Origin of the sequence: Kitasatospora acidiphila (assembly GCF_006636205.1) — a bacterium.
In the GTDB taxonomy this organism is placed as follows: Bacteria; Actinomycetota; Actinomycetes; order Streptomycetales; family Streptomycetaceae; genus Kitasatospora; species Kitasatospora acidiphila.
The window spans coordinates 3598450-3618465 of sequence record NZ_VIGB01000003.1 but is presented as its reverse complement, the minus strand read 5'-3'; the positions used below and the strand labels follow the sequence as shown (position 1 = coordinate 3618465).

The following is a 20016-nucleotide window of genomic DNA, read 5'->3' as shown; positions in this document are numbered from 1 at the left end:
GGCCGTCAGTCCCTCGGTCGCCGGCCGATCTTCGACCCGAGCCAGACCAGCGGGTCGTACTTGCGGTCGGCCACCCGCTCCTTGAGCGGGATCAGCGCGTTGTCGGTGATCCGGATGTGCTCCGGGCAGACCTCGGTGCAGCACTTGGTGATGTTGCAGTAGCCCAGGCCGTGCACCTCCTGCGCGGCCCGCTTGCGGTCCGGCGCGGCGTCCAGCGGGTGCATGTCCAGCTCCGCCACCCGCATCAGGAACCGCGGCCCGGCGAACGCGCCCTTGTTCTCCTCGTGGTCGCGCACCGCGTGGCAGGTGTCCTGGCAGAGGAAGCACTCGATGCACTTGCGGAACTCCTGCGAGCGCGCCACGTCCTGCTGCGCCATCCGGTACTCGCCGGGCGCCAGCCCCGGTGGCGGCACGAAGGACGGCACCTCGCGCGCCTTGGCGTAGTTGAAGCCGACGTCGGTCACCAGGTCGCGGATCGACGGGAAGGCCCGCAGCGGGGTCAGCACCACCGGCCGGTCGGCCGGCAGCGCGGACATCCGGGTCATGCAGAGCAGCCGCGGCCGCCCGTTCACCTCGGCGCTGCACGAACCGCACTTGCCCGCCTTGCAGTTCCACCGCACCGCCAGGTCCGGCGCCTGGGTGGCCTGCAGCCGGTGCACCAGGTCAAGCACCACCTCGCCCTCGTTGACCTCCACCTGGTAGGAGACGAAGTCGCCCTCGCCCGCCTCGCCGCGCCAGATCCGGAACTCAAGACTGCTCATCGGCCAGCTCCTCCGGGGTGAAGTACTTCGCCAGCTCGGTGCGGTCGAACAGGGCCAGCAGGTCGGCCCGCAGGCGCGGCAGCGGCTGCCGCACCACCTCGATGCTCCCGTCGACCAGGGCGCAGACCAGGTTGCTGCGCCGCCAGTCGCGGTCCATGGCCGGCCAGTCCTCCCGGGTGTGCCCGCCGCGGCTCTCCCGGCGCAGCAGCGCCGCCTTGGCCACGCACTCCGAGACCAGCAGCATGTTGCGCAGGTCCAGGGCCAGGTGCCAGCCGGGGTTGAACTGCCGGTGCCCCTCGATGCCGACCTGCTCGGCCCGCCGCCGCAGCACCGCCAGCCGGTCCTGCGCCTGCTTCATCTCGCCGGCCCGGCGGATGATCCCCACCAGGTCGTTCATGGTCTGCTGCAGCTCCTGGTGGAGCGCGTAGGGGTGCTCGGTGCCGTCGCCGAACGGGGCCACCGCCTCGGCGCGGGCCGCGTCCAGCTGCTCGGCGGCGGGCTGCGGGGGCTCGGTCTGCGCGGCGGCGTAGCGGGCCGCGTGCAGCCCGGCCCGGCGGCCGAAGACCAGCAGGTCGGAGAGCGAGTTGCCGCCCAGCCGGTTGGCGCCGTGCATCCCGCCGGCCACCTCGCCGGCCGCGTAGAGCCCGGGCACGGCCGGGCTGGCGGCGGTGTCCGGATCCACCTCGACGCCGCCCATCACGTAGTGGCAGGTGGGTCCGACCTCCATCGGCTCCCGGGTGATGTCCACATCGGCCAGTTCCCGGAACTGATGGTGCATCGAGGGCAGCCGGCGGATGATCTCCTCGGCCGGCAGCCGGGACGAGACGTCCAGGTGGACGCCGCCGTGCTCGGTGCCCCGGCCGGCCTTGACCTCGGCGTTGATGGCCCGGGCCACCTCGTCGCGGGGGAGCAGCTCGGGCGGGCGGCGGTTGTGGTCGGGGTCGGCGTACCAGCGGTCGGCCTCCGCCTCGCTCTCGGCGTACTGCGCCCGGAAGACGTCCGGCACATGGTCGAACATGAACCGCCGGCCCTCGCTGTTGCGCAGCACCCCGCCGTCGCCCCGGACCGACTCGGTGACCAGGATCCCCTTCACCGAGGGCGGCCAGACCATGCCGGTCGGGTGGAACTGGATGAACTCCATGTTGAGCAGCCGGGCGCCGGCCAGCAGCGCCAGCGCGTGCCCGTCGCCGGTGTACTCCCAGGAGTTGGAGGTCACCTTGAACGACTTGCCGATGCCGCCGGTGGCCAGCACCACGGCGGGCGCGGCGAGCGCGAAGAACTCCCCGCTCTCCCGGGCGTAGCCGAACACCCCGGCGACCTTCCCGCCGTCCTTCACGATTCGGGTGACCGTGTACTCCTGGAAGATCTTCAGGCCGGACTCGTAGTCGCCGCTCTCCCGGTGGTCGGCCTGCTGCAGCGCCACCACCTTCTGCTGCAGGGTGCGGATCAGCTCCAGGCCGGTGCGGTCGCCGACGTGGGCGAGCCGCGGGTACTCGTGCCCGCCGAAGTTGCGCTGCGAGATCCGGCCGTCGGCGGTGCGGTCGAAGAGCGCGCCCCAGGTCTCCAGCTCCCAGACCCGCTCCGGTGCCTCCTTGGCGTGCAGCTCGGCCATCCGCGGGTGGTTGAGGAACTTGCCGCCGCGCATGGTGTCGCGGAAGTGCACCTGCCAGCTGTCACCGCTGTTGACGTTGCCCATCGAGGCGGCGATGCCGCCCTCGGCCATCACGGTGTGCGCCTTGCCGAACAGCGACTTGCAGATCACCGCGACCCGGGCGCCCTGCTCCCGGGCCTCGATCGCGGCCCGCAGCCCGGCCCCGCCGGCGCCGACCACCACGACGTCGTACTGCTCCATCCAACGCTCCCTCAGAAGAACCGCGGGTCGGCGAAGGCTCCCGACGCGACCAGGTAGACGTAGAGGTCGGCGAGCCCGACCGAGAACAACGAGCACCAGGCGAGCTGCATGTGGCGGGCGTTCAGCCGGCCGACCAGCTGCCAGGCCCGGTGGCGCACCGGGTGCCGGGAGAAGTGCTTGAGCCGCCCGCCCACGATGTGCCGGCAGGAGTGGCAGGAGAGGGTGTAGGCCCAGATCAGCAGCACGTTCACCAGCAGCACCAGGGTGCCGAGGCCGGCGTGGCCCCAGCGCCCGGCGCCGTCCCGGAACCCCAGCACCGCGTCGTAGCTGAGGATCCCGGCGACCGGCACGGCCAGGTAGAAGAAGTAGCGGTGCAGGTTCTGCAGCACCAGCGGGAACCGGGACTCGCCGGTGTAGCGGGCGTGCGGCTCGGCCACCGCGCAGGCCGGCGGCGAGGACCAGAACGCCCGGTAGTAGGCCTTGCGGTAGTAGTAGCAGGTCAGCCGGAAGCCGAGCGGGAAGATCAGCACCAGCAGCGCGGGGGAGAGCCGCCACCAGTCGCCGAACACCGCCCAGTCGGCCCCGCCGCGCATCGGCACGCAGTGCGCCGCCAGGCACGGGGAGTAGAACGGCGAGACGTACGGCGGCGCGTAGTAGTCGGTCCCGGCGAACGCCCGCCAGGTCGAGTAGCCGACGAAGAGCAGCAGCCCCAGCGCGGTGGCCAGCTGGGGCAGCCACCAGGCATCGGTGCGCAGGGTGCGGTCCGCGATGACCGCACGTTTGGTCATTGTGGCCATTCTGGAAGTGTGACCTTGATCACAATCTCTCGGAAGGGTTCTGACCGGAGTTCATTGCGCCGATGGGGTGTCGGCTTGTCGTGCCGTCAGCTTTTCGACGGGTCGCTGGAGTTGAGTGGCCGCATGAGACGTCTGCTCGCCGCCCTGCTGGCGCTCGGTGCCCTGACGGGCTGCTCCGGATCGCCGGCCCCCGCCGCGTCGGCGCCGGCCGCCGACCTGACCCGGGCCGACCGCGGCGCCGTCCGCCAGGGCGGCACGCTGCGCTGGGCGGTCGACCAGGTGCCTGCCGACCTGGACGTCTACACCGCCGACGCCCCGCCGGACACCGCCCTGATCGCCCACGCGGTGCTGCCGAGCCTCTACCGGCTGGACGAGCACGCCCGCCCGGTACCCGACCCGGACTACCTGGCCGGCGCCGAGGTGGCCGGCCGAACCGTCACCTACCGGCTCAACCCCAAGGCGGTGTGGAGCGACGGCACCCCGCTGAGCGCGGCGGACTTCAACGCCCAGTGGACCGCACTGCGCGACAGCCACCCGGGCTACGGCGCCATCGAGTCGGTCGCGCCGGGCGCCGGCCCGCACCAGGTCAGGGTGGTCTTCCGGCAGCCGTACGCCCAGTGGCAGGCGCTGTTCAGCCCACTCGACCCGGCGGCCGGCCGGCTGACCGCCGGCCCGTTCACCGTCGGCACCCTGGACGCCAAGAACGGCAGGGCGACCCTGGTGCGCAACCCGCGCTGGTGGGGCGATCCGCCCAAAGTCGACGAGATCGACTTCCTGGCCACCCCCGACCGGCTGGCCGCCCTGCAGAGCCAGCAGGTCGACGTGGCCGCCCTGGAGGGCACCGTCGACCACCCGCCGGCCGCCAAGTCCGCCGACGCCCTCGACTCGGCGGCGCAGACCCTGCGCCGGGCCGAGGCGCTGCCCGGCATCACCCTGCACCGGGCGGCCGCCCCTCCTTCACCCAGCTCACCCTGAACGGCGCCCGCGGCCCGCTGGCCGACACCGCGGCGCGCCGCGCGCTGGCCGCCCTGGTGGACCGCGGCAAGCTGGCCCAGGCGGCGCTGGGCCCGCTCGGGGTGGCCGCGGCGCCGCTCGGCAACCACCTGCTGATGGCCGACCAGGCCGGCTACCGCGACGACGGCACGGTGCTCGGCAGCAGCGCCAAGCCGCTGCACCTGACCCTGGACCTGATCTACCCGGACGACTCGGCCACCGCCCGCCGCACCGCCGACGCGCTGACCGCCCAGCTCGCCCCGCACGGCGTCACGCTGCACGCCAGGGCGCTGCCGGTGGCCGGGTTCGTCCACGACCACCTGGCGGCCGGCGACTGGGACCTGGCGCTGTTCTCCTGGCCGGCCACCGCTTTCCCGGCCGTGGACGAGCGCGCGCTCTACGCCAAGCCGCGCCCGGGCCCGGACGGTCGTCCGGTGGCCGGCCTCAACTACGCGGGCGTCGGGACCGACGAGATCGACGGGCTCTTCGACCAGGCCGCCGCCGAGCCCGACCAGGCCCGGCAGACCGCCCTGCTCCAGCGGGCTGACCAGCGGATCTGGGAGATCGGCCACTCGGTCCCGCTGTACCAGCGCCCCGAGCTGGTCGCCGTGCGCACCGGGGTGGCCGGCGCCGGCGCCTACGGCTTCGGCTGGCCGCGCTACCAGGATCTCGGGTTCCTGCGCTGAGTGATGATCATCGCCTGCTGAGCGGTTACGCACCCCGGCCACGTACCATAGGACAAGCCGTGGCATGTGCCGCCCGGCAGGTGGACCGGTCAGGGAATGCACCGGGGCGCCACAACCCACGACTCCGGGAGAGTTCGCTCCGCATGCCCACGCGCAATGACATCCGCAACGTCGCCATCGTCGCCCACGTCGACCACGGGAAGACGACCCTGGTCGACGCGATGCTCAAGCAGGCCGGCGCCTTCGCGGCTCACCAGCACCTCGACGACCGCATGATGGACTCCAACGACCTCGAGCGCGAGAAGGGCATCACCATTCTCGCCAAGAACACCGCGGTCAAGTACCACCCCAAGGGTGGTGGCGAGCCGATCACCATCAACATCATCGACACCCCCGGCCACGCCGACTTCGGTGGTGAGGTCGAGCGCGGCCTGTCCATGGTGGACGCGGTGGTGCTGCTGGTGGACGCCTCCGAGGGCCCGCTGCCGCAGACCCGCTTCGTGCTGCGCAAGGCCCTGCAGGCCAAGCTGCCGGTGATCCTCTGCATCAACAAGACCGACCGTCCGGACTCCCGGATCGACGAGGTCGTCAACGAGACCTACGACCTGTTCCTGGACCTGGACGCGGACGAGGACCAGATCGAGTTCCCGATCGTCTACGCCTGCGCCCGTGACGGCATCGCCTCGCTGACCAAGCCGGAGAACGGCACCGTCCCGGCCGACAGCGACAGCCTGGAGCCGTTCTTCTCCACCATCCTGGACTCCGTCCCGGCCCCGGTCTACGACGAGGACGCCCCGCTGCAGGCCCACGTCACCAACCTGGACGCGGACAACTTCCTCGGCCGGATCGCGCTGCTCCGGGTCGAGCAGGGCTACCTCAAGAAGGGCCAGACGGTCGCGTGGATCAAGCGCGACGGCTCGATCCAGAACGTGCGCATCTCCGAGCTGCTGATGACCGAGGCGCTCACCCGCAAGCCCGCCGAGCAGGCCGGCCCGGGCGACATCTGTGCCGTCGCCGGCATCTCGGAGATCATGATCGGTGAGACCCTGGCCGACCCCGAGAACCCGATCGCGCTCCCGCTGATCACGGTTGACGAGCCGGCGATCTCGATGACCATCGGCACCAACACCTCGCCGCTGGTCGGCCGCGGCGGCTCCGGCAAGGGCGCGGACGCCAAGTCCGCGGTCAAGGACCGCAAGGTCACCGCCCGCCAGGTGAAGGACCGCCTGGACCGCGAGCTGATCGGTAACGTCTCGCTGCGGGTGCTGGACACCGAGCGCCCGGACGCCTGGGAGGTGCAGGGCCGCGGTGAGCTGGCGCTGGCCATCCTGATCGAGACCATGCGCCGCGAGGGCTTCGAGCTGACCGTCGGCAAGCCGCAGGTGGTCACCAAGGAGGTCAACGGCAAGACCCACGAGCCGGTCGAGCGCCTCACCGTTGACGTGCCCGAGGAGCACATGGGCGCCGTCACCCAGCTGATGGGCGTCCGCAAGGGCCGGATGGACAACATGTCCAACCACGGCTCGGGCTGGGTCCGGATGGAGTTCGTCGTCCCGTCCCGCGGTCTGATCGGCTTCCGGACCGAGTTCCTGACCAGCACCCGCGGCACCGGCATCGCGCACTCGATCCACGAGGGCCACGAGCCGTGGTTCGGCACCCTGACCACCCGCAACAACGGCTCGCTGGTCGCCGACCGGGCCGGTGTGGTCACCGCCTTCGCGATGACCAACCTGCAGGAGCGCGGCGTGCTCTTCTGCGACCCGGGCACCGAGGTGTACGAGGGCATGATCGTCGGCGAGAACTCCCGCGCCGACGACATGGACGTCAACATCACCAAGGAGAAGAAGCTCACCAACATGCGTTCCTCGAACGCCGATGTGGCTGAGTCGATCGTCCCGCCGCGCAAGCTCTCGCTGGAGCAGTCGCTGGAGTTCTGCCGCGAGGACGAGTGCATCGAGGTCACCCCGGAGACGGTGCGCATCCGCAAGGTGGTGCTGGACCAGAAGGACCGCGGCCGGACCGCCTCGCGGGCCAAGAAGGGCTGACGCCCAGCAGCTGATCGACCGTCAGCCGGTTCCCCGTCGGGGAGCCGGCTGACGGCTTTTCAGCACCCGTTCGGCGGTACCACGCGCTCTTTAGGCCCTGCTGCGGGTGCGCCGCCGCAGCGGCGACCTTCGAATGGGGTGTGATGCACCACACACCCCGGTAGGAGGGACATCCATGCGCGCAGCCAAGCGGATCCGCTGGGCGGTGATCGCTGTGACCTCGGTGGCCCTGGCGGCCACCGGCTGCAGCAGCAGCAACAGCAGCGGCGGCTCGTCGTCCGGAGGTATCGTCCGAGCCTGGTGGGGCGACCCGCAGAACCCGTTGGAGCCGGCCAACACCAACGAGGTGAACGGCGGCGCGGTGCTGAACATGATCTTCGCCGGCCTGATCCAGTACGACCCGAAGACCAGCGCCCCCAGCAACGCCAACGCGGACTCGATCACCTCGTCCGACCAGCAGAACTGGACGGTGACGCTGAAGCCGGGGTGGAAGTTCAGCGACGGCACCACGGTCACCGCCTCGTCCTACGTGAACGCCTGGAACTACGGGGCGCTCGCCACCAACAAGCAGATCAACAGCAGCTTCTTCTCCTACATCCAGGGCTACGACCAGGTGTCGCCGGCCAGCGGCGCGCCGACCGCGCAGACCATGTCCGGCCTGAAGGTGGTCAACGACAACACCTTCACGGTGGCGCTCACCCAGAAGTTCTCCACCTGGCCGGCAACGCTGGGCTACAGCGCCTACTACCCGCTGCCCGCGAGCTTCTTCAGCAACCACGCCGCCTATCTGAACAAGCCGGTCGGCAACGGGTCGTACATGATCCAGTCGTACACCCGCAGCCAGCAGATGCAGCTGGTGCCGAACCCGAACTACAGCGGCACCAACAAGCCGAAGAACGGCGGCATCACGCTCACCGTCTACACCGACCCCAACGCGGCCTACTCGGACCTGCAGTCCGGCGCGCTGGACGTGGACAACACGCTCTCCACCACGGCGCTGAAGACCCTGGCGAACGGACCCAGCGGCGGCCGGTTCCTGAACACCCCGCCGGGATCATCCAGACCCTCTCGTTCCCGCTCTACCAGCCCCAGTGGAGCACCCCCGGCGCCCAGCTGGTACGCCAGGGCATCTCGATGGCGATCGACCGGCCCACCATCGTGAAGAACATCTTCACCAACACCCGGACCCCGGCCAGCGACTGGACCTCCCCGGTGCTGGGCACGGCCGGCGGCTTCAAGGACGGCCTCTGCGGCCAGCTGTGCACCTACAACCCGACCATGGCGAAGCAGCTGATCCAGCAGGGCGGCGGCATCCCCGGCGGCCAGCTGACCATCAGCTACAACGCCGACGGCGGCCACAAGGACTGGGTCGACGCCACCTGCAACAGCATCAACCAGGCGCTGGGCAACAACACGGCCTGCGTCGGCAACCCGATCGGCACCTTCGCGGACTTCCGCAACCAGATCACCAGCAAGAAGATGACCGGACCGTTCCGGACCGGCTGGCAGATGGACTACCCGCTGATCCAGGACTTCCTGCAGCCGGTGTACACCACCACCGGGTCCTCCAACGACTCGCACTACAACAACCAGGCCTTCGACTCCCAGGTGAACACGGCCAACGCCGAGCCCAACCAGGCCACCGCGGTCTCCGACTTCCAGACCGCCGAGAAGATGCTGATCACCGACGTGCCGGCGATCCCGCTCTGGTACCAGAACGGTACGGTCGCCTGGTCCAACCACGTGAACAACGTGACGCTCGACCCGTTCAGCATCCCGGTCTACTGGCAGATCACCGTCAGTTAGTCGGGTGGCGGCGGTCGGCTCCCGAGCGGAGCCCGACCGCCGCCGCTCGCCGACTCAGTGGGAGGAACGCATGGGACGCTACGTCCTGAGACGCCTGCTCCAGATGATCCCGGTGTTCATCGGGTCCACCTTCCTGATCTTCGTCATGGTGCACGCGCTGGGCGACCCGGTGAACGCGCTCTTCGGGGACCGGGCGCCGGACCCGGCGGTCGCCGCCCGGATCCGGGCCCAGTACAACCTGAACGACCCGCTCTGGCAGCAGTACCTGCTGTACATGGGCCGGCTCTTCCGATGGGACTTCGGCACCACCTTCACCGGCCAGACGGTCACCTCGCAGCTGGCCGCCGCCTATCCGACCACGCTCAAGCTCACGGCCGTCGCCTTCACCATCGAGGTGGTCTTCGGCATCGGCCTCGGGCTGCTCAGCGGCCTGCGCCGGGGGCACGTCGCGGACAGCTCGGTGCTGATCCTCACCCTGGTGGTGATCTCGATCCCGACCTTCGTCACCGGCTATGTGCTGCAGTACCTGGTCGGCGTGAAGTGGGGGATCCTGCCGGCCACGGTCGGCTTCGACGTCACCTTCAAGTCGCTGATCCTGCCCGGCATCGTGCTGGCCTCGGTCTCGCTGGCCTACGTCGCCCGGCTGACCCGGACCACGGTCGCCGAGAACTCCCGGGCCGACTTCGTGCGCACCGCGGTGGCCAAGGGCCTGCCGAGGCGCCGGGTGGTGGTCAACCACCTGCTGCGCAACTCGCTGATCCCCGTGGTCACCTTCCTCGGCACCGACCTCGGCGCCCTGATGGGCGGCGCGCTTGTCACCGAGCGGATCTTCAACATCCACGGTGTCGGTTACACCCTCTACCAGGGGATCGTGCGGCAGAGCACCAACACCGTGGTCGGCTTCGTGACCGTCCTGGTGATCATCTTCCTGGCGGCCAACCTGCTCGTCGACCTGCTCTACGCGGTCCTGGACCCGAGGATCCGGTATGCCTGATCAGGAGAAGTACAACGAAGCGGATCCGCTGGCCGGGGCCGGCGCCGAAGAGGAGGACATGCAGAGTGCGGTCGAGAGCCGCCAGTTCGACCTCGGCACCATGGAGGCGGAGACTTTAATCAAGAACGAGCGGCTGCCGGACGAGCCGGAGGTCGCCGCCGCCGACGACCGGGTGGCGCCGCGCAGCCTCTGGCAGGACGCCTGGCGGGACCTGCGGACCAACCCGATCTTCATCATCTCCGGTCTGCTGATCATCTTCCTGGTGCTGGTGGCGATCTTCCCGGGCATGATGACCTCGACCAGCCCGCTCAGCTGCGACCTGACCAAGTCCCAGCTGGGGCCCACCGGCGGGCACCCGTTCGGCTACGACACCCAGGGCTGCGACGTCTACGCCCGCACCGTCTACGGCGCCCGGGCCTCCATCACGGTCGGCGTCTGCGCCACCGTCGGCGCGGCGCTCGTCGGCACCGTGCTGGGTGGCCTGGCCGGCTTCTTCGGCCGCTGGGCCGACTCGCTGATCTCCCGGGTCGCCGACATCTTCTTCGGCATCCCGATCCTGCTCGGCGGCCTGGTCTTCCTCTCCGTGATCAAGGTCAAGTCGATCTGGATCGTGGTGGCCTTCATCGTGGTGCTGGGCTGGCCGCAGCTCGCCCGCATCGGGCGCGGCGCGGTGATCACGGCCAAGGAGCAGGACTACGTGACGGCGGCCAGGGCCCTCGGCGCGAGCAACAGCCGGCTGATGCTCCGCCACATCCTGCCCAACGCGGTCGCGCCCATCATCGTGGTCGCCACCATCGCGCTCGGCACCTACATCGCCCTGGAAGCCACCCTGAGCTACCTGGGCGTCGGCCTCAAACCGCCGACCGTCTCCTGGGGCATCGACATCTCGGCGGCCTCGGACACCTTCAGCGTGGCACCGCACATGCTGCTCTTCCCAGCCGGCGCGCTCTGCATCACGGTGCTCGCCTTCATCATGCTCGGCGACGCGGTGCGCGACGCCCTCGACCCCAAGCTGCGCTGAGAGAGGCCACCAGCGATGAGTAGCAGCACCACCAGTGCGCAGCCACGGGCGGCCACGACGGACACCGAAGCCGGTCCGCTGCTCGAAGTCCGCGACCTGAAGGTGGAGTTCCGCACCAGGGACGGGGTGGCCAAGGCGGTCAACGGGGTGAACTACTCGGTCCGGGCCGGTGAGACGCTGGCCGTCCTGGGCGAGTCGGGCTCCGGCAAGTCGGTCTCCGCGCAGGCCGTGATGGGCATCCTGGACAGCCCGCCGGGCTTCGTGACGGGCGGTCAGCTCCTCTTCAAGGGGCGCGACCTGCTGACCATGGGCAAGGAGGAGCGGCGCAAGATCCGCGGCTCCCAGATCGCGATGATCTTCCAGGACGCGCTCTCCGCGCTCAACCCGGTGCACACCGTCGGCGCCCAGTTGGGCGAGCTGTTCCGGGTGCACCGCGGGGCCTCCCGCAAGGAGGCCAAGGAGAAGGCGGTCGAGCTGATGGAGCGGGTGCGCATCCCGGCCGCCAAGGAGCGGGTCGGCGACTATCCGCACCAGTTCTCCGGCGGCATGCGCCAGCGCATCATGATCGCCATGGCGCTGGCCCTGGAGCCGGACCTGATCATCGCCGACGAGCCGACCACCGCACTGGACGTCACGGTCCAGGCCCAGGTGATGGACCTGCTGGCGGATCTCCAGGACGAGTACCACATGGGCCTGATCCTGATCACCCACGACCTCGGGGTGGTCGCCGACGTGGCGGACAAGATCGCGGTGATGTACGCCGGACGGATCGTGGAGACCTCCCCGGTCCGCGAGCTGTACGCCAGCCCCGCGCACCCGTACACCCAGGGCCTGCTGGAGTCGATCCCGCGGCTGGACCAGAAGGGCCAGGAGCTCTACGCGATCAAGGGCCTGCCGCCCAACCTGCTGCGGATCCCGCCGGGTTGCCCGTTCAACCCGCGCTGCCCCCGGGCCCAGGCCATCTGCCGGGAGGTGCACCCGCCCTCCTCGAGGTGACGGACGAGGCGGACACCCCCGTGCCCGGCCGGGCCAGCGCCTGCCACTTCTGGAAGGAGACGCTCCATGGTGAATGACGGGGCCACCGCGCTCGGCGCGGCCCAACCGGAGGAGGCGGCGTTCGCCCAGTCGGTCACCGAGGGCGAGCCGATCCTGGAGGTGCGCAACCTGGTCAAGCACTTCCCGCTGACCCAGGGCGTGATCTTCAAGAAGCACGTCGGTGCGGTGAAGGCGGTGGACGGCGTCTCCTTCGACCTGATCAAGGGCGAGACGCTGGGCATCGTAGGCGAGTCCGGCTGCGGCAAGTCGACGCTGGCCAAGGTGCTGATGAACCTGGAGCCGGCCACCGCTGGATCGGTCCGCTACAAGGGCGAGGAGATCTCCCGGCTGACCGGCTCGGCACTGAAGGCGGTCCGGCGCAACATCCAGATGGTCTTCCAGGACCCGTACACCTCGCTCAATCCGCGGATGACGGTCGGCGACATCATCGGCGAGCCGTTCGAGATCCATCCCGAGGTTGCCCCCAAGGGCGACCGTCGCAAAGCCGTGCAGGACCTGCTGGACGTGGTCGGCCTCAACCCGGAGTACATCAACCGGTATCCGCACCAGTTCTCCGGCGGCCAGCGCCAGCGGATCGGCATCGCCCGCGGCCTGGCGCTCAAGCCCGAGGTGATCATCTGCGACGAGCCGGTCTCCGCGCTGGACGTCTCGGTGCAGGCCCAGGTGATCAACCTGCTGGAGCAGTTGCAGGGCGAGTTCAACCTCTCGTACATGTTCATCGCCCACGACCTGTCCATCGTGCGGCACATCTCCGACCGGGTCGGCGTGATGTACCTGGGCAAGCTGGTGGAGATCGGCTCCGACCTGGAGATCTACGACCACGCCACCCACCCGTACACCCAGGCGCTGCTCTCCGCCGTTCCGGTCCCCGACCCGAGAGCGCGGGAGTCCCGGGACCGGATCGTGCTCAGCGGTGACGTCCCGTCACCCGCCAACCCGCCGTCCGGCTGCCGGTTCCGCACCCGCTGCTGGAAGGCCCAGGAGAAGTGCGCCATCGAGGAGCCGCTGCTGGCCCGCCCGCCCTGGCTGACCGGGCTGGCCGCGCACGACTCGGCGTGTCACTTCGCCGCGGAGCGCGTGATCGAGCAGGGCGCGGCGGAGCGCGAGGACGGGGCTTCTCCCGCGGACGAGCAGGAGAACGGGCAGAGCTGAGAAAACGCCGGGGCCCCTCCCAAGCGGAAGGGGCCCCGGCGTTCTGCTGACCTGATCAGTCCTCGGACTTCGCGTCCTTGGCCTTGTCCTCGGTCTTCGCCTCGGCCTTCTCGGCCTTCTCGGCCTTCTCAGCCTTCTCGGTCTTCGCCTCGGCCTTGTCCTCGACCTTGGCGGCCTTCTCGACCTTGACGTCGACCTTCGGCTTGTCCTCGGTCTTCGCGGCCTTCGGCTTGAGCTCGGCCGCGTCACGGGCCTTGGGCACCGTGGTGGTGCCGGCCGGCGTGCCGGTGCCGTCCTCCGGGAAGTGGCAGGCCGTCAGGTGGCCGTCGGCGTTGCCGGCCAGCTGGACCAGCGGCGGCTCCTCCGTGGCGCACTTCTCCTGCGCCTTCCAGCAGCGGGTGCGGAACCGGCAGCCGGACGGCGGGTTGAGCGGCGACGGGACGTCACCGGTGAGCCGGATCCGCTCGGAGGCGGCGCTGTCCGGGTCGGCGTCGGGGGCCGCCGAGAGCAGCGCGACGGTGTACGGGTGGCGCGGGCTGGTGTAGAGCGAGTCGCGGTCGGCGATCTCGACCACCTTGCCCAGGTACATCACCGCGACGCGCTGCGAGAAGTGCCGCACGATCGACAGGTCGTGGGCGATGAAGACGAACGCGATGCCCAGCTCGCGCTGCAGCTTCTGGAGCAGGTTGACGACCTGCGCCTGGATCGACACGTCGAGCGCGGAGACCGGCTCGTCGGCGACGATCAGCTTCGGGTTGAGCGCGAGCGCCCGGGCGACACCGATGCGCTGGCGCTGACCGCCGGAGAACTCGTGCGGGAACCGGTTGAAGTGCTCCGGGTTGAGACCGACGATCTCCAGGAGCTCCTTGGCCCGGGCGTCCCGGCCGCCGGGCGGGTTGATCCCGTTGATCTCCATCGGGTTGGTGATGATCTTGCCGACGGTGTGCCGCGGGTTCAGCGAGGAGTACGGGTCCTGGAAGATCATCTGGATCTCGGACCGGATCGGCGCCAGCTCCTTGCGGGTGGCGTGCGTGATGTCCTGGCCGAGGTACTTGATGCTTCCGGCGGTGGGCTCGTAGAGCCGGGTGACCAGGCGACCGGTGGTCGACTTGCCACAGCCGGACTCACCGACCAGGCCCAGGCTCTCGCCCTCGCCCACGGTGAAGCTCACGTTGTCGACCGCCTGCACCGCGCCGACCTGGCGCTTGAACGGGAAGCCGCCCATCACGGGGAAGTGCTTGGTGAGGCCGGTGACCTCCAGCAGGGGAGAGCCGGAGGCTGCCGGTGTCTCCTTGGCCTTGGTCAGCGAGGTCTGCTCTGCGCTCATGGGATTTCCTTGACTCCGTTACCGAGGATCAGCTGCTCAGCCGGGGCAGGATCTGCTCGGTGAGGATGGACTGCTTCTGCTCATCCGTGAGGTGGCAGGCCGACAGGTGGCCGTTGGCCAGTGCGAGCGGCGGGCGCTCGGTCTCGCACTTGTCACCCGGCACCAGCTCACGGTACGCGCAGCGCGGGTTGAAGGCGCAGCCGGAGGGCGGGTTCAACAGGGACGGCGGGGTGCCCGGGATCGGCATCAGCGGGATGTCGACCGAGGCGTTGATCCGCGGGATGGAGCTGAGCAGGCCCCAGCCGTACGGGTGCTGGGAGGCCTTCAGGACCTCGCGCATGGTGCCGCGCTCGACGGCCCGACCGGCGTACATCACCAGCACGTCGTCGGCGATCTCGCGGATCACGCCGAGGTCGTGGGTGATGAAGATGATCGAGGTGCCGCTCTCCTGCTGGAGGTCCTTCAGCAGGTCGACGATCTGGGCCTGGACGGTCACGTCCAGCGCGGTGGTGGGCTCGTCGGCGATCAGCAGCTCGGGGTCGCAGACCAGCGCCATGGCGATCATCGCGCGCTGGCGCATACCGCCGGAGAACTGGTGCGGGAAGTCGTCGACCCGGGTCTGCGGCTGCGGGATGCCCACGCGGCGGAGCATCTCGATGGCGCGGTCCCGGCCCTCCTTCTTGCTGGCGCCGGTGTGCTTCATGAACGGCTCGGCGATCTGCCGGCCGATCGTGTAGTACGGCGACAGCGCGGCGAGCGCGTCCTGGAAGATCATCGCCATCTTGTTGCCGCGGAGCTTCTCGAGGTCCTTCTGGGAGGCCTTGAGCAGGTCCTGGCCGTCGAGGGTGATCGAGCCCTCGATGGTGGTGTTGCGCGGGTTGTGCAGGCCCATCACGGCGAGGTTGGACACCGACTTGCCGGAGCCCGACTCACCGACGATCCCGAGGGTCTTGCCCTTCTCCAGGTCGAAGGTGAGGTTGTTGACGGCCTTGACGATGCCGTCTTCGGTGCGGAAGCGAACCTGCAGGTCATGCACCGAGAGGAAGGCGGAGCCGGCCTGGGGTGCGGTGCCGGACTCGGACTTGGTGAGGGTGCTCACGGTCGGATCTCCTCGGGGGCGGGGTAGTGCGGGGCGGGCGTGGATACGGACGGGGTCATGCCAGCCGCACCCGGGGGTCGAGGAGAGCGTAAGCAGCGTCGACGATGATGTTGAAGAGCAGGATCGCGACCGAGCTGAAGATCAGCACGCCCAGCTCCAGGTACAGGTCGGCGTTGTTGACCGACTTGACGGCGAGGAAGCCCAGGCCCTGGATGCTGAAGGTGTACTCGGTGATGATCGCGCCGGAGAAGACCGCGCCGAGGTCGATACCGAAGATGGTGATGATCGGGGCCATCGCACCGCGCAGCGCGTACCGGAACCAGACGTAGCGGCTGGACATGCCCTTGGCGCGGGCGGCCCGGATGTGGTCCTCGGAGAGCTGCTCGAGCATCAGCGAGCGGACCTGGCGGGTGTAGTTGGCCCAGAAGATGATCGACATGACCAGCCACGGCAGCAGCATGCCCATGAAGCAGCCGACCGGGTCCTGGGTGAACGGCACGTACTTCGGGACGTCCAGCCACTGCAGGTTGTAGACGAAGAGCGCCATGGCCAGCGGGCCGACGAAGTAGATCTGGGTGGACTGGCCGATCAGCGAGATGGAGCTGGCGACCCGGTCCAGGATCGAGCCCTGCTTCCAGGCGGAGAGCATGCCCAGGCCGACACCGATGGCCAGGAAGACGATCGCACCGCCGATGGCCAGCACGAAGGTGGCCGGGTAGTTGGCCGAGATCTCGTCCCAGACGAAGCGCTGCGCGTTGTAGGAGTAACCGAAGCACGGGGCGGCGCAGTGGCCGACCGTGCCGAGGTCCTGGCCGACGAACAGGCCGCTCAGGTAGTTCCAGAACTGCTGGTAGACCGGCAGGTTGAGATGCATGTTGGAGCGGATCTGCGCCAACAGCTCAGGGGTGCAGGACTTCGGCGGGCAGGCCAGCTGGGCCGGGTCCACTGCGAGGGAGAAGAACGCGAAGTACGTCAGGCAGATCAGCAGCAGAATGATGACGATCGCGCCGAGCGCCCGGCGGATGAGAAATCGGAGCATGGAATGTAGCTCTTCCGAAGTGAGGGCGCCTGCGGCGGCCACGTCGTGGAGTGTGCGACTCCCGGGTCACGTGGAGTCGACACGCGGCCCGGGCAGGGCCACCTGGTGGGGTGGCCCCGCCCGGGGGGAGTCGGCCCGGAGGCCGACTCCGGAGTTCGTCAGCCCTTCAGGTAGACGCTGGAGGGGTCGATGCAGCCCAGAACCGGGTTGTAGGCCACGCCGCCCAGGCCCGCACCGTAGACCTGGAAGAACTTGTCGTACTCCAGCGGGATCTTCGGCACGTCGGTGGTGAGGATCTTGTCAGCGAGGTCCATCCACTGGCCCGCGGCCTCGGTGACGTTGGTGTTCTTGGCGATGGTGTCCATCTGGGAGTTCATCGTCGGGTTGTTGTAGTGCGCGTAGTTGGTCGCACCGTCGGCGATCGTACGACCGTCCAGGGTCGGCGGGATGACGGTGTCACCCTGCGGCCAGTCCGCGCCCCAGCCGGTGCGGTACATGTCGAACTGGTTGTCCTTCTTACCGATCACCGAGTAGTAGCTGGTGGCGTCGATTTCCTTCTTCTCGGCCTGGAAGCCGGCCTGGTTCAGGGCGTCGACGAGGGTGCTGGCGACCTGCGCCCACTTCGGGGTGTTGGCGTAGCCGATCTCGATGTGGGTGTTGAGCTTGTTGGCGTCCGTCAGGATCTTCTTGGCCGCGGCCGGGTCGCCCTGCTTGTGGGCCTTGATGCCCAGCGGGTCGCTGTCCTTCCAGCCGGCGATGGTCGGGCTGATCAGGTTGCCGGCGATGTCACCGGTGGCCGAGCCACCGAGCTGACGCTGGATCTGGGCGGCCGGGAACGCGGCGACCAGGGCCTTGCGGACGTTGACGTCGGTGATCCGGGTGTCGTTGATGTCGAAGGTGTCGACGAACGGGGTGTACTGGCTGATCGTCCGCGAAGCCATGGACGAGTCGTTCTGGATCTGGCTGATCAGGCTGGGGTCGGCGTTCTGCGCCAGGGTCAGCGCGTTCTTGTCGTCGCCGTTGCCGGTCATCAGGCGCTGGGTCAGCTGCTGCACCGAGACGTTCAGCTGGAACTGCCACTTGTCCACGTACTGGTGGCGCAGCGGGTCGGTGTTCGGGTCCCACTGGTCGTTCTTGACCAGGGTCAGCGACTTGTCCGGCTGGTAGTCGGCGACCTTGTAGGGGCCGATCGAGACCGGGTGGGTGTTGTACTGCGCGCCGGTGTCCTTCGAGCGCTCGATCGCCGTGATGTCGGGCTCGGCGGCGGCGAAGTTGGCGTCGGTGTGGGCCTGCTGGAAGTGGAAGACGATGGTCTTCGCGTCCGGCGTGCCGATCACGCTGTCCGGCAGCTCCTGGCCGGTCTGCGGGCCCTTGTAGACGTCGCGGTAGTTGGTACCGGACAGCCACAGCGGGAAGTAGGTCGCACCGTTGGTCTGGTAGTCCTGGTACAGGCGCTCGACCGCGTACTTGACGTCCTTCGAGGTGATCGGCGTGCCGTCCTCGAACTTCAGGCCGTCCTTGAGGGTCCAGGTCCAGGTCTTGCCGCCGTCGGCGAAGGTGCCGGTGTCGGTGGCCATGTCGCCGACCAGGGTGACCTTGCCGGTGGTCGGGTCGGTCTTGTAGTTGGTCAGCTGACGGCTGTACAGCATGCCGATGGCCTGCAGGACGTTGACGTACTGCTGGCTCGGGTCCAGGTAGTCGAAGCCGGCCGCCTCGATGTCGGTGGCAGTGCCACCCTTCTTCGCGCCCGGGATGTCCTTGGCCGGACCGGTCGAGTCGGCCTTGGTGCCGATCGAGAAGGTCTGCGCGCCACCCGCGGACGCACCCTTGCTGGAGTCCGAGGAGGCCTTGCCACCGCCCCCACCACAAGCCGTCAGCGTGAGGGCGCTGACCGCCACGAGCGCCGGCACAAGTGCTGCCTTGCGAAGTCTCATTGGTTCCTACCTGTCACTGGTCATGTGTTGTCTGGCCAGCGCGGACCGGCGGGGCGGCTGCCCCGGGGTGGCCGGTGCTGGGGGAGCGGGGGTACAGCGGTGGAGCGGGTGGAGCGGCTAGCGGATGGTCTTCGGGTCGAGCGCGTCGCGGACGGAGTCACCGAACAGGTTGAACGCCACGGCGAAGATCATCAGCGAGATACCGGGGACCATCAGGTACGTCAGGTCGTCCTGGTAGTGCCGGGTCGCGTCCTGGAACATCAGGCCCCAGTCCGGCGTCGGGTCGACCATGCCGACACCGAGGAAGGAGAGACCGGCCTCGGCGGTCACCATGGTCGGGAGCAGCAGGGTCACCTGGACCAGGATGGTGGTGGCCAGGTTGGGCATCAGCTCCTTGAAGATGATGCGCCAGGAGGAGGCCCCGGAGATCTTGGCCGCCTCGACGTACTCGCGCTCCCGCAGGCTCAGCGACATGCCGCGGAGCAGACGGGCGGTGGCCATCCAGCCGAGGAACGACTGGACCAGTACGACCGAGAGGACGCGCATGTAGACCGGCATCGCGCGGTCCGTGGGCACGAACCAGTTCTCCACGATCGGGGTGAAGGCGATGAAGAAGAGCTGGGTCGGCAGGCCCAGCAGCAGGTCGGTGAAGCGCCCGACGAAGTAGTCGAACCGCCCGCCCATGTAACCCTGCGCGACACCGACCACGATGCCCACGACGGCCGAGGCGATCGTGATCAGCAGGCCGATGCCGAGCGAGGTGCGGATGCCGTAGACGAGCTTGGCAAAGATGTCGTACCCAGCGTCCGGGGTGATGCCCAGCCAGTGGGCGCCGCTCATGCCGCCGTTGGCACCGACCGGCAGGCCGCTGTCGTCGAGCAGTGACATGTCACGCGTGCCGTAGGGGATGTACGGCGACTGTCCGTAGAGCCCGGTGATCACCGGCGCGAGGATCGCGACCAGGATGTACAGGATCACGATGCCGGCGCAGATCACACCGATGCGGTTGCGCTTGAAGCGGCTCCAGGCAATCTGGCCCGGGGTGCGCCCTTGGAGTGCGTTCGGCTTGTTGCCGGCGTCTCCTGTCGCGGACGCGACGAGGACCGGTTCGGTCTCAGTCGTGTCCTCAGTTGGCGTCGTCATGGTGCGAAAGCTCCCGCCGGTGGTCTGTGCAGCAGCAACGAGGAAGAAGTTGGTCGAACGGACTCTCGCAACTCGTTTATCGAACGTCAAGAGTTTCTCTGTGGCTGGACAGCCAGTTTTGGCTTCGTTCTGGAATGTCCATCAGGTTGTAGCTTTCAACCACTTGACACCCTCTCAGCAAGACGGCATAAAACGGACATAAAGCCATATAGCGCGTTCATAAGTTCGTAACGAGGGCTTAGTAACACCGGTATCTGAACGTCTCCATCCGCTCCGTGGGGAGTTGACGCGCATAGATACAGGTGTCCGTT

14 protein-coding genes and 2 pseudogenes are annotated in these 20016 nt (G+C 68.8%); 8 read left to right on the top strand and 8 right to left on the bottom strand.

The features are described 5' to 3' along the window. Window positions 1-5: 5 nt before the first annotated feature. Genes E6W39_RS16900 through E6W39_RS16890 form a run of 3 tightly spaced genes read right to left on the bottom strand, consistent with a single transcriptional unit; the run spans window position 6 to window position 3401 of the window. Complete coding sequence (locus E6W39_RS16900; protein ID WP_141634223.1) at window positions 6-761, bottom strand: succinate dehydrogenase/fumarate reductase iron-sulfur subunit; 756 nt, start codon at window positions 759-761, stop codon at window positions 6-8. Beyond that, a complete protein-coding gene (locus E6W39_RS16895) occupies window positions 748-2613 on the bottom strand; it encodes a fumarate reductase/succinate dehydrogenase flavoprotein subunit (RefSeq protein ID WP_141634222.1) in 1866 nt (621 codons plus the stop codon). The genes E6W39_RS16900 and E6W39_RS16895 overlap by 14 nt, the downstream gene beginning before the upstream one ends. 11 nt (window positions 2614-2624) lie before the next feature. Further along, the gene (locus tag E6W39_RS16890; RefSeq protein WP_228718189.1) at window positions 2625-3401 is read right to left on the bottom strand and encodes a hypothetical protein; all 777 of its coding nucleotides are present in this window, start codon (window positions 3399-3401) and stop codon (window positions 2625-2627) included. 132 nt (window positions 3402-3533) lie between these two features. On the opposite strand from E6W39_RS16890, the gene E6W39_RS42980 reads away from it, so the two are divergent. The 8 genes and pseudogenes from E6W39_RS42980 (at window position 3534) to E6W39_RS16855 (ending at window position 13163) form a co-directional block, all read left to right on the top strand. Next, window positions 3534-4385 (top strand): ABC transporter substrate-binding protein, encoded by an 852-nt coding sequence (locus E6W39_RS42980; RefSeq protein ID WP_267286697.1) that lies wholly within the window; start codon window positions 3534-3536, stop codon window positions 4383-4385. Beyond that, on the top strand, window positions 4382-5089 hold the full coding sequence (locus E6W39_RS42975; protein WP_267286757.1) for an ABC transporter substrate-binding protein: 708 nt from the start codon (window positions 4382-4384) through the stop codon (window positions 5087-5089). The genes E6W39_RS42980 and E6W39_RS42975 overlap by 4 nt, the downstream gene beginning before the upstream one ends. A gap of 143 nt (window positions 5090-5232) precedes the next feature. Continuing rightward, a complete protein-coding gene (typA, locus tag E6W39_RS16880) occupies window positions 5233-7134 on the top strand; it encodes a translational GTPase TypA (RefSeq protein ID WP_141634220.1) in 1902 nt (633 codons plus the stop codon). A 175-nt stretch (window positions 7135-7309) separates the two neighbouring features. After that, window positions 7310-8940, top strand: a pseudogene (locus E6W39_RS16875) (peptide ABC transporter substrate-binding protein). Window positions 8941-9010: 70 nt separating this feature from the next. Beyond that, window positions 9011-9934 carry an ABC transporter permease gene (locus tag E6W39_RS16870; RefSeq protein ID WP_141634219.1) on the top strand — a complete coding sequence of 308 codons (924 nt, stop codon included), beginning with the start codon at window positions 9011-9013 and terminating at the stop codon, window positions 9932-9934. Then, window positions 9927-10955: an ABC transporter permease gene (locus E6W39_RS16865; RefSeq protein ID WP_141634218.1), complete on the top strand. Its 1029-nt coding sequence runs from the start codon at window positions 9927-9929 to the stop codon at window positions 10953-10955. Before E6W39_RS16870 ends, E6W39_RS16865 begins: the two co-directional genes overlap by 8 nt. A gap of 15 nt (window positions 10956-10970) precedes the next feature. Further along, window positions 10971-12028 (top strand): annotated as a pseudogene (locus E6W39_RS16860) (ABC transporter ATP-binding protein). Continuing rightward, window positions 12018-13163, top strand: coding sequence for an ABC transporter ATP-binding protein (locus E6W39_RS16855; RefSeq protein ID WP_141634217.1), 1146 nt, complete (start codon window positions 12018-12020; stop codon window positions 13161-13163). The pseudogene E6W39_RS16860 and the gene E6W39_RS16855 overlap by 11 nt, the downstream one beginning before the upstream one ends. A 55-nt stretch (window positions 13164-13218) precedes the next feature. On the opposite strand, the gene E6W39_RS16850 is transcribed toward E6W39_RS16855, so the two are convergent. From E6W39_RS16850 to E6W39_RS16830, 5 genes are all read right to left on the bottom strand, one after another. Then, window positions 13219-14490 (bottom strand): ABC transporter ATP-binding protein, encoded by a 1272-nt coding sequence (locus tag E6W39_RS16850; protein WP_141634216.1) that lies wholly within the window; start codon window positions 14488-14490, stop codon window positions 13219-13221. A 28-nt stretch (window positions 14491-14518) separates the two neighbouring features. After that, complete coding sequence (locus E6W39_RS16845) at window positions 14519-15589, bottom strand: ABC transporter ATP-binding protein (protein WP_141634215.1); 1071 nt, start codon at window positions 15587-15589, stop codon at window positions 14519-14521. 55 nt (window positions 15590-15644) lie between these two features. Further along, window positions 15645-16628 carry an ABC transporter permease gene (locus E6W39_RS16840; protein WP_141634214.1) on the bottom strand — a complete coding sequence of 328 codons (984 nt, stop codon included), beginning with the start codon at window positions 16626-16628 and terminating at the stop codon, window positions 15645-15647. Between the two features lie 158 nt (window positions 16629-16786). Continuing rightward, entirely contained in the window at window positions 16787-18562 is a 1776-nt protein-coding gene (locus E6W39_RS16835) for an ABC transporter substrate-binding protein (RefSeq protein WP_141634213.1), read from the bottom strand. 117 nt (window positions 18563-18679) lie between these two features. Continuing rightward, on the bottom strand, window positions 18680-19705 hold the full coding sequence (locus E6W39_RS16830) for an ABC transporter permease (RefSeq protein WP_141634212.1): 1026 nt from the start codon (window positions 19703-19705) through the stop codon (window positions 18680-18682). Between the last annotated feature and the right edge of the window lie 311 nt (window positions 19706-20016).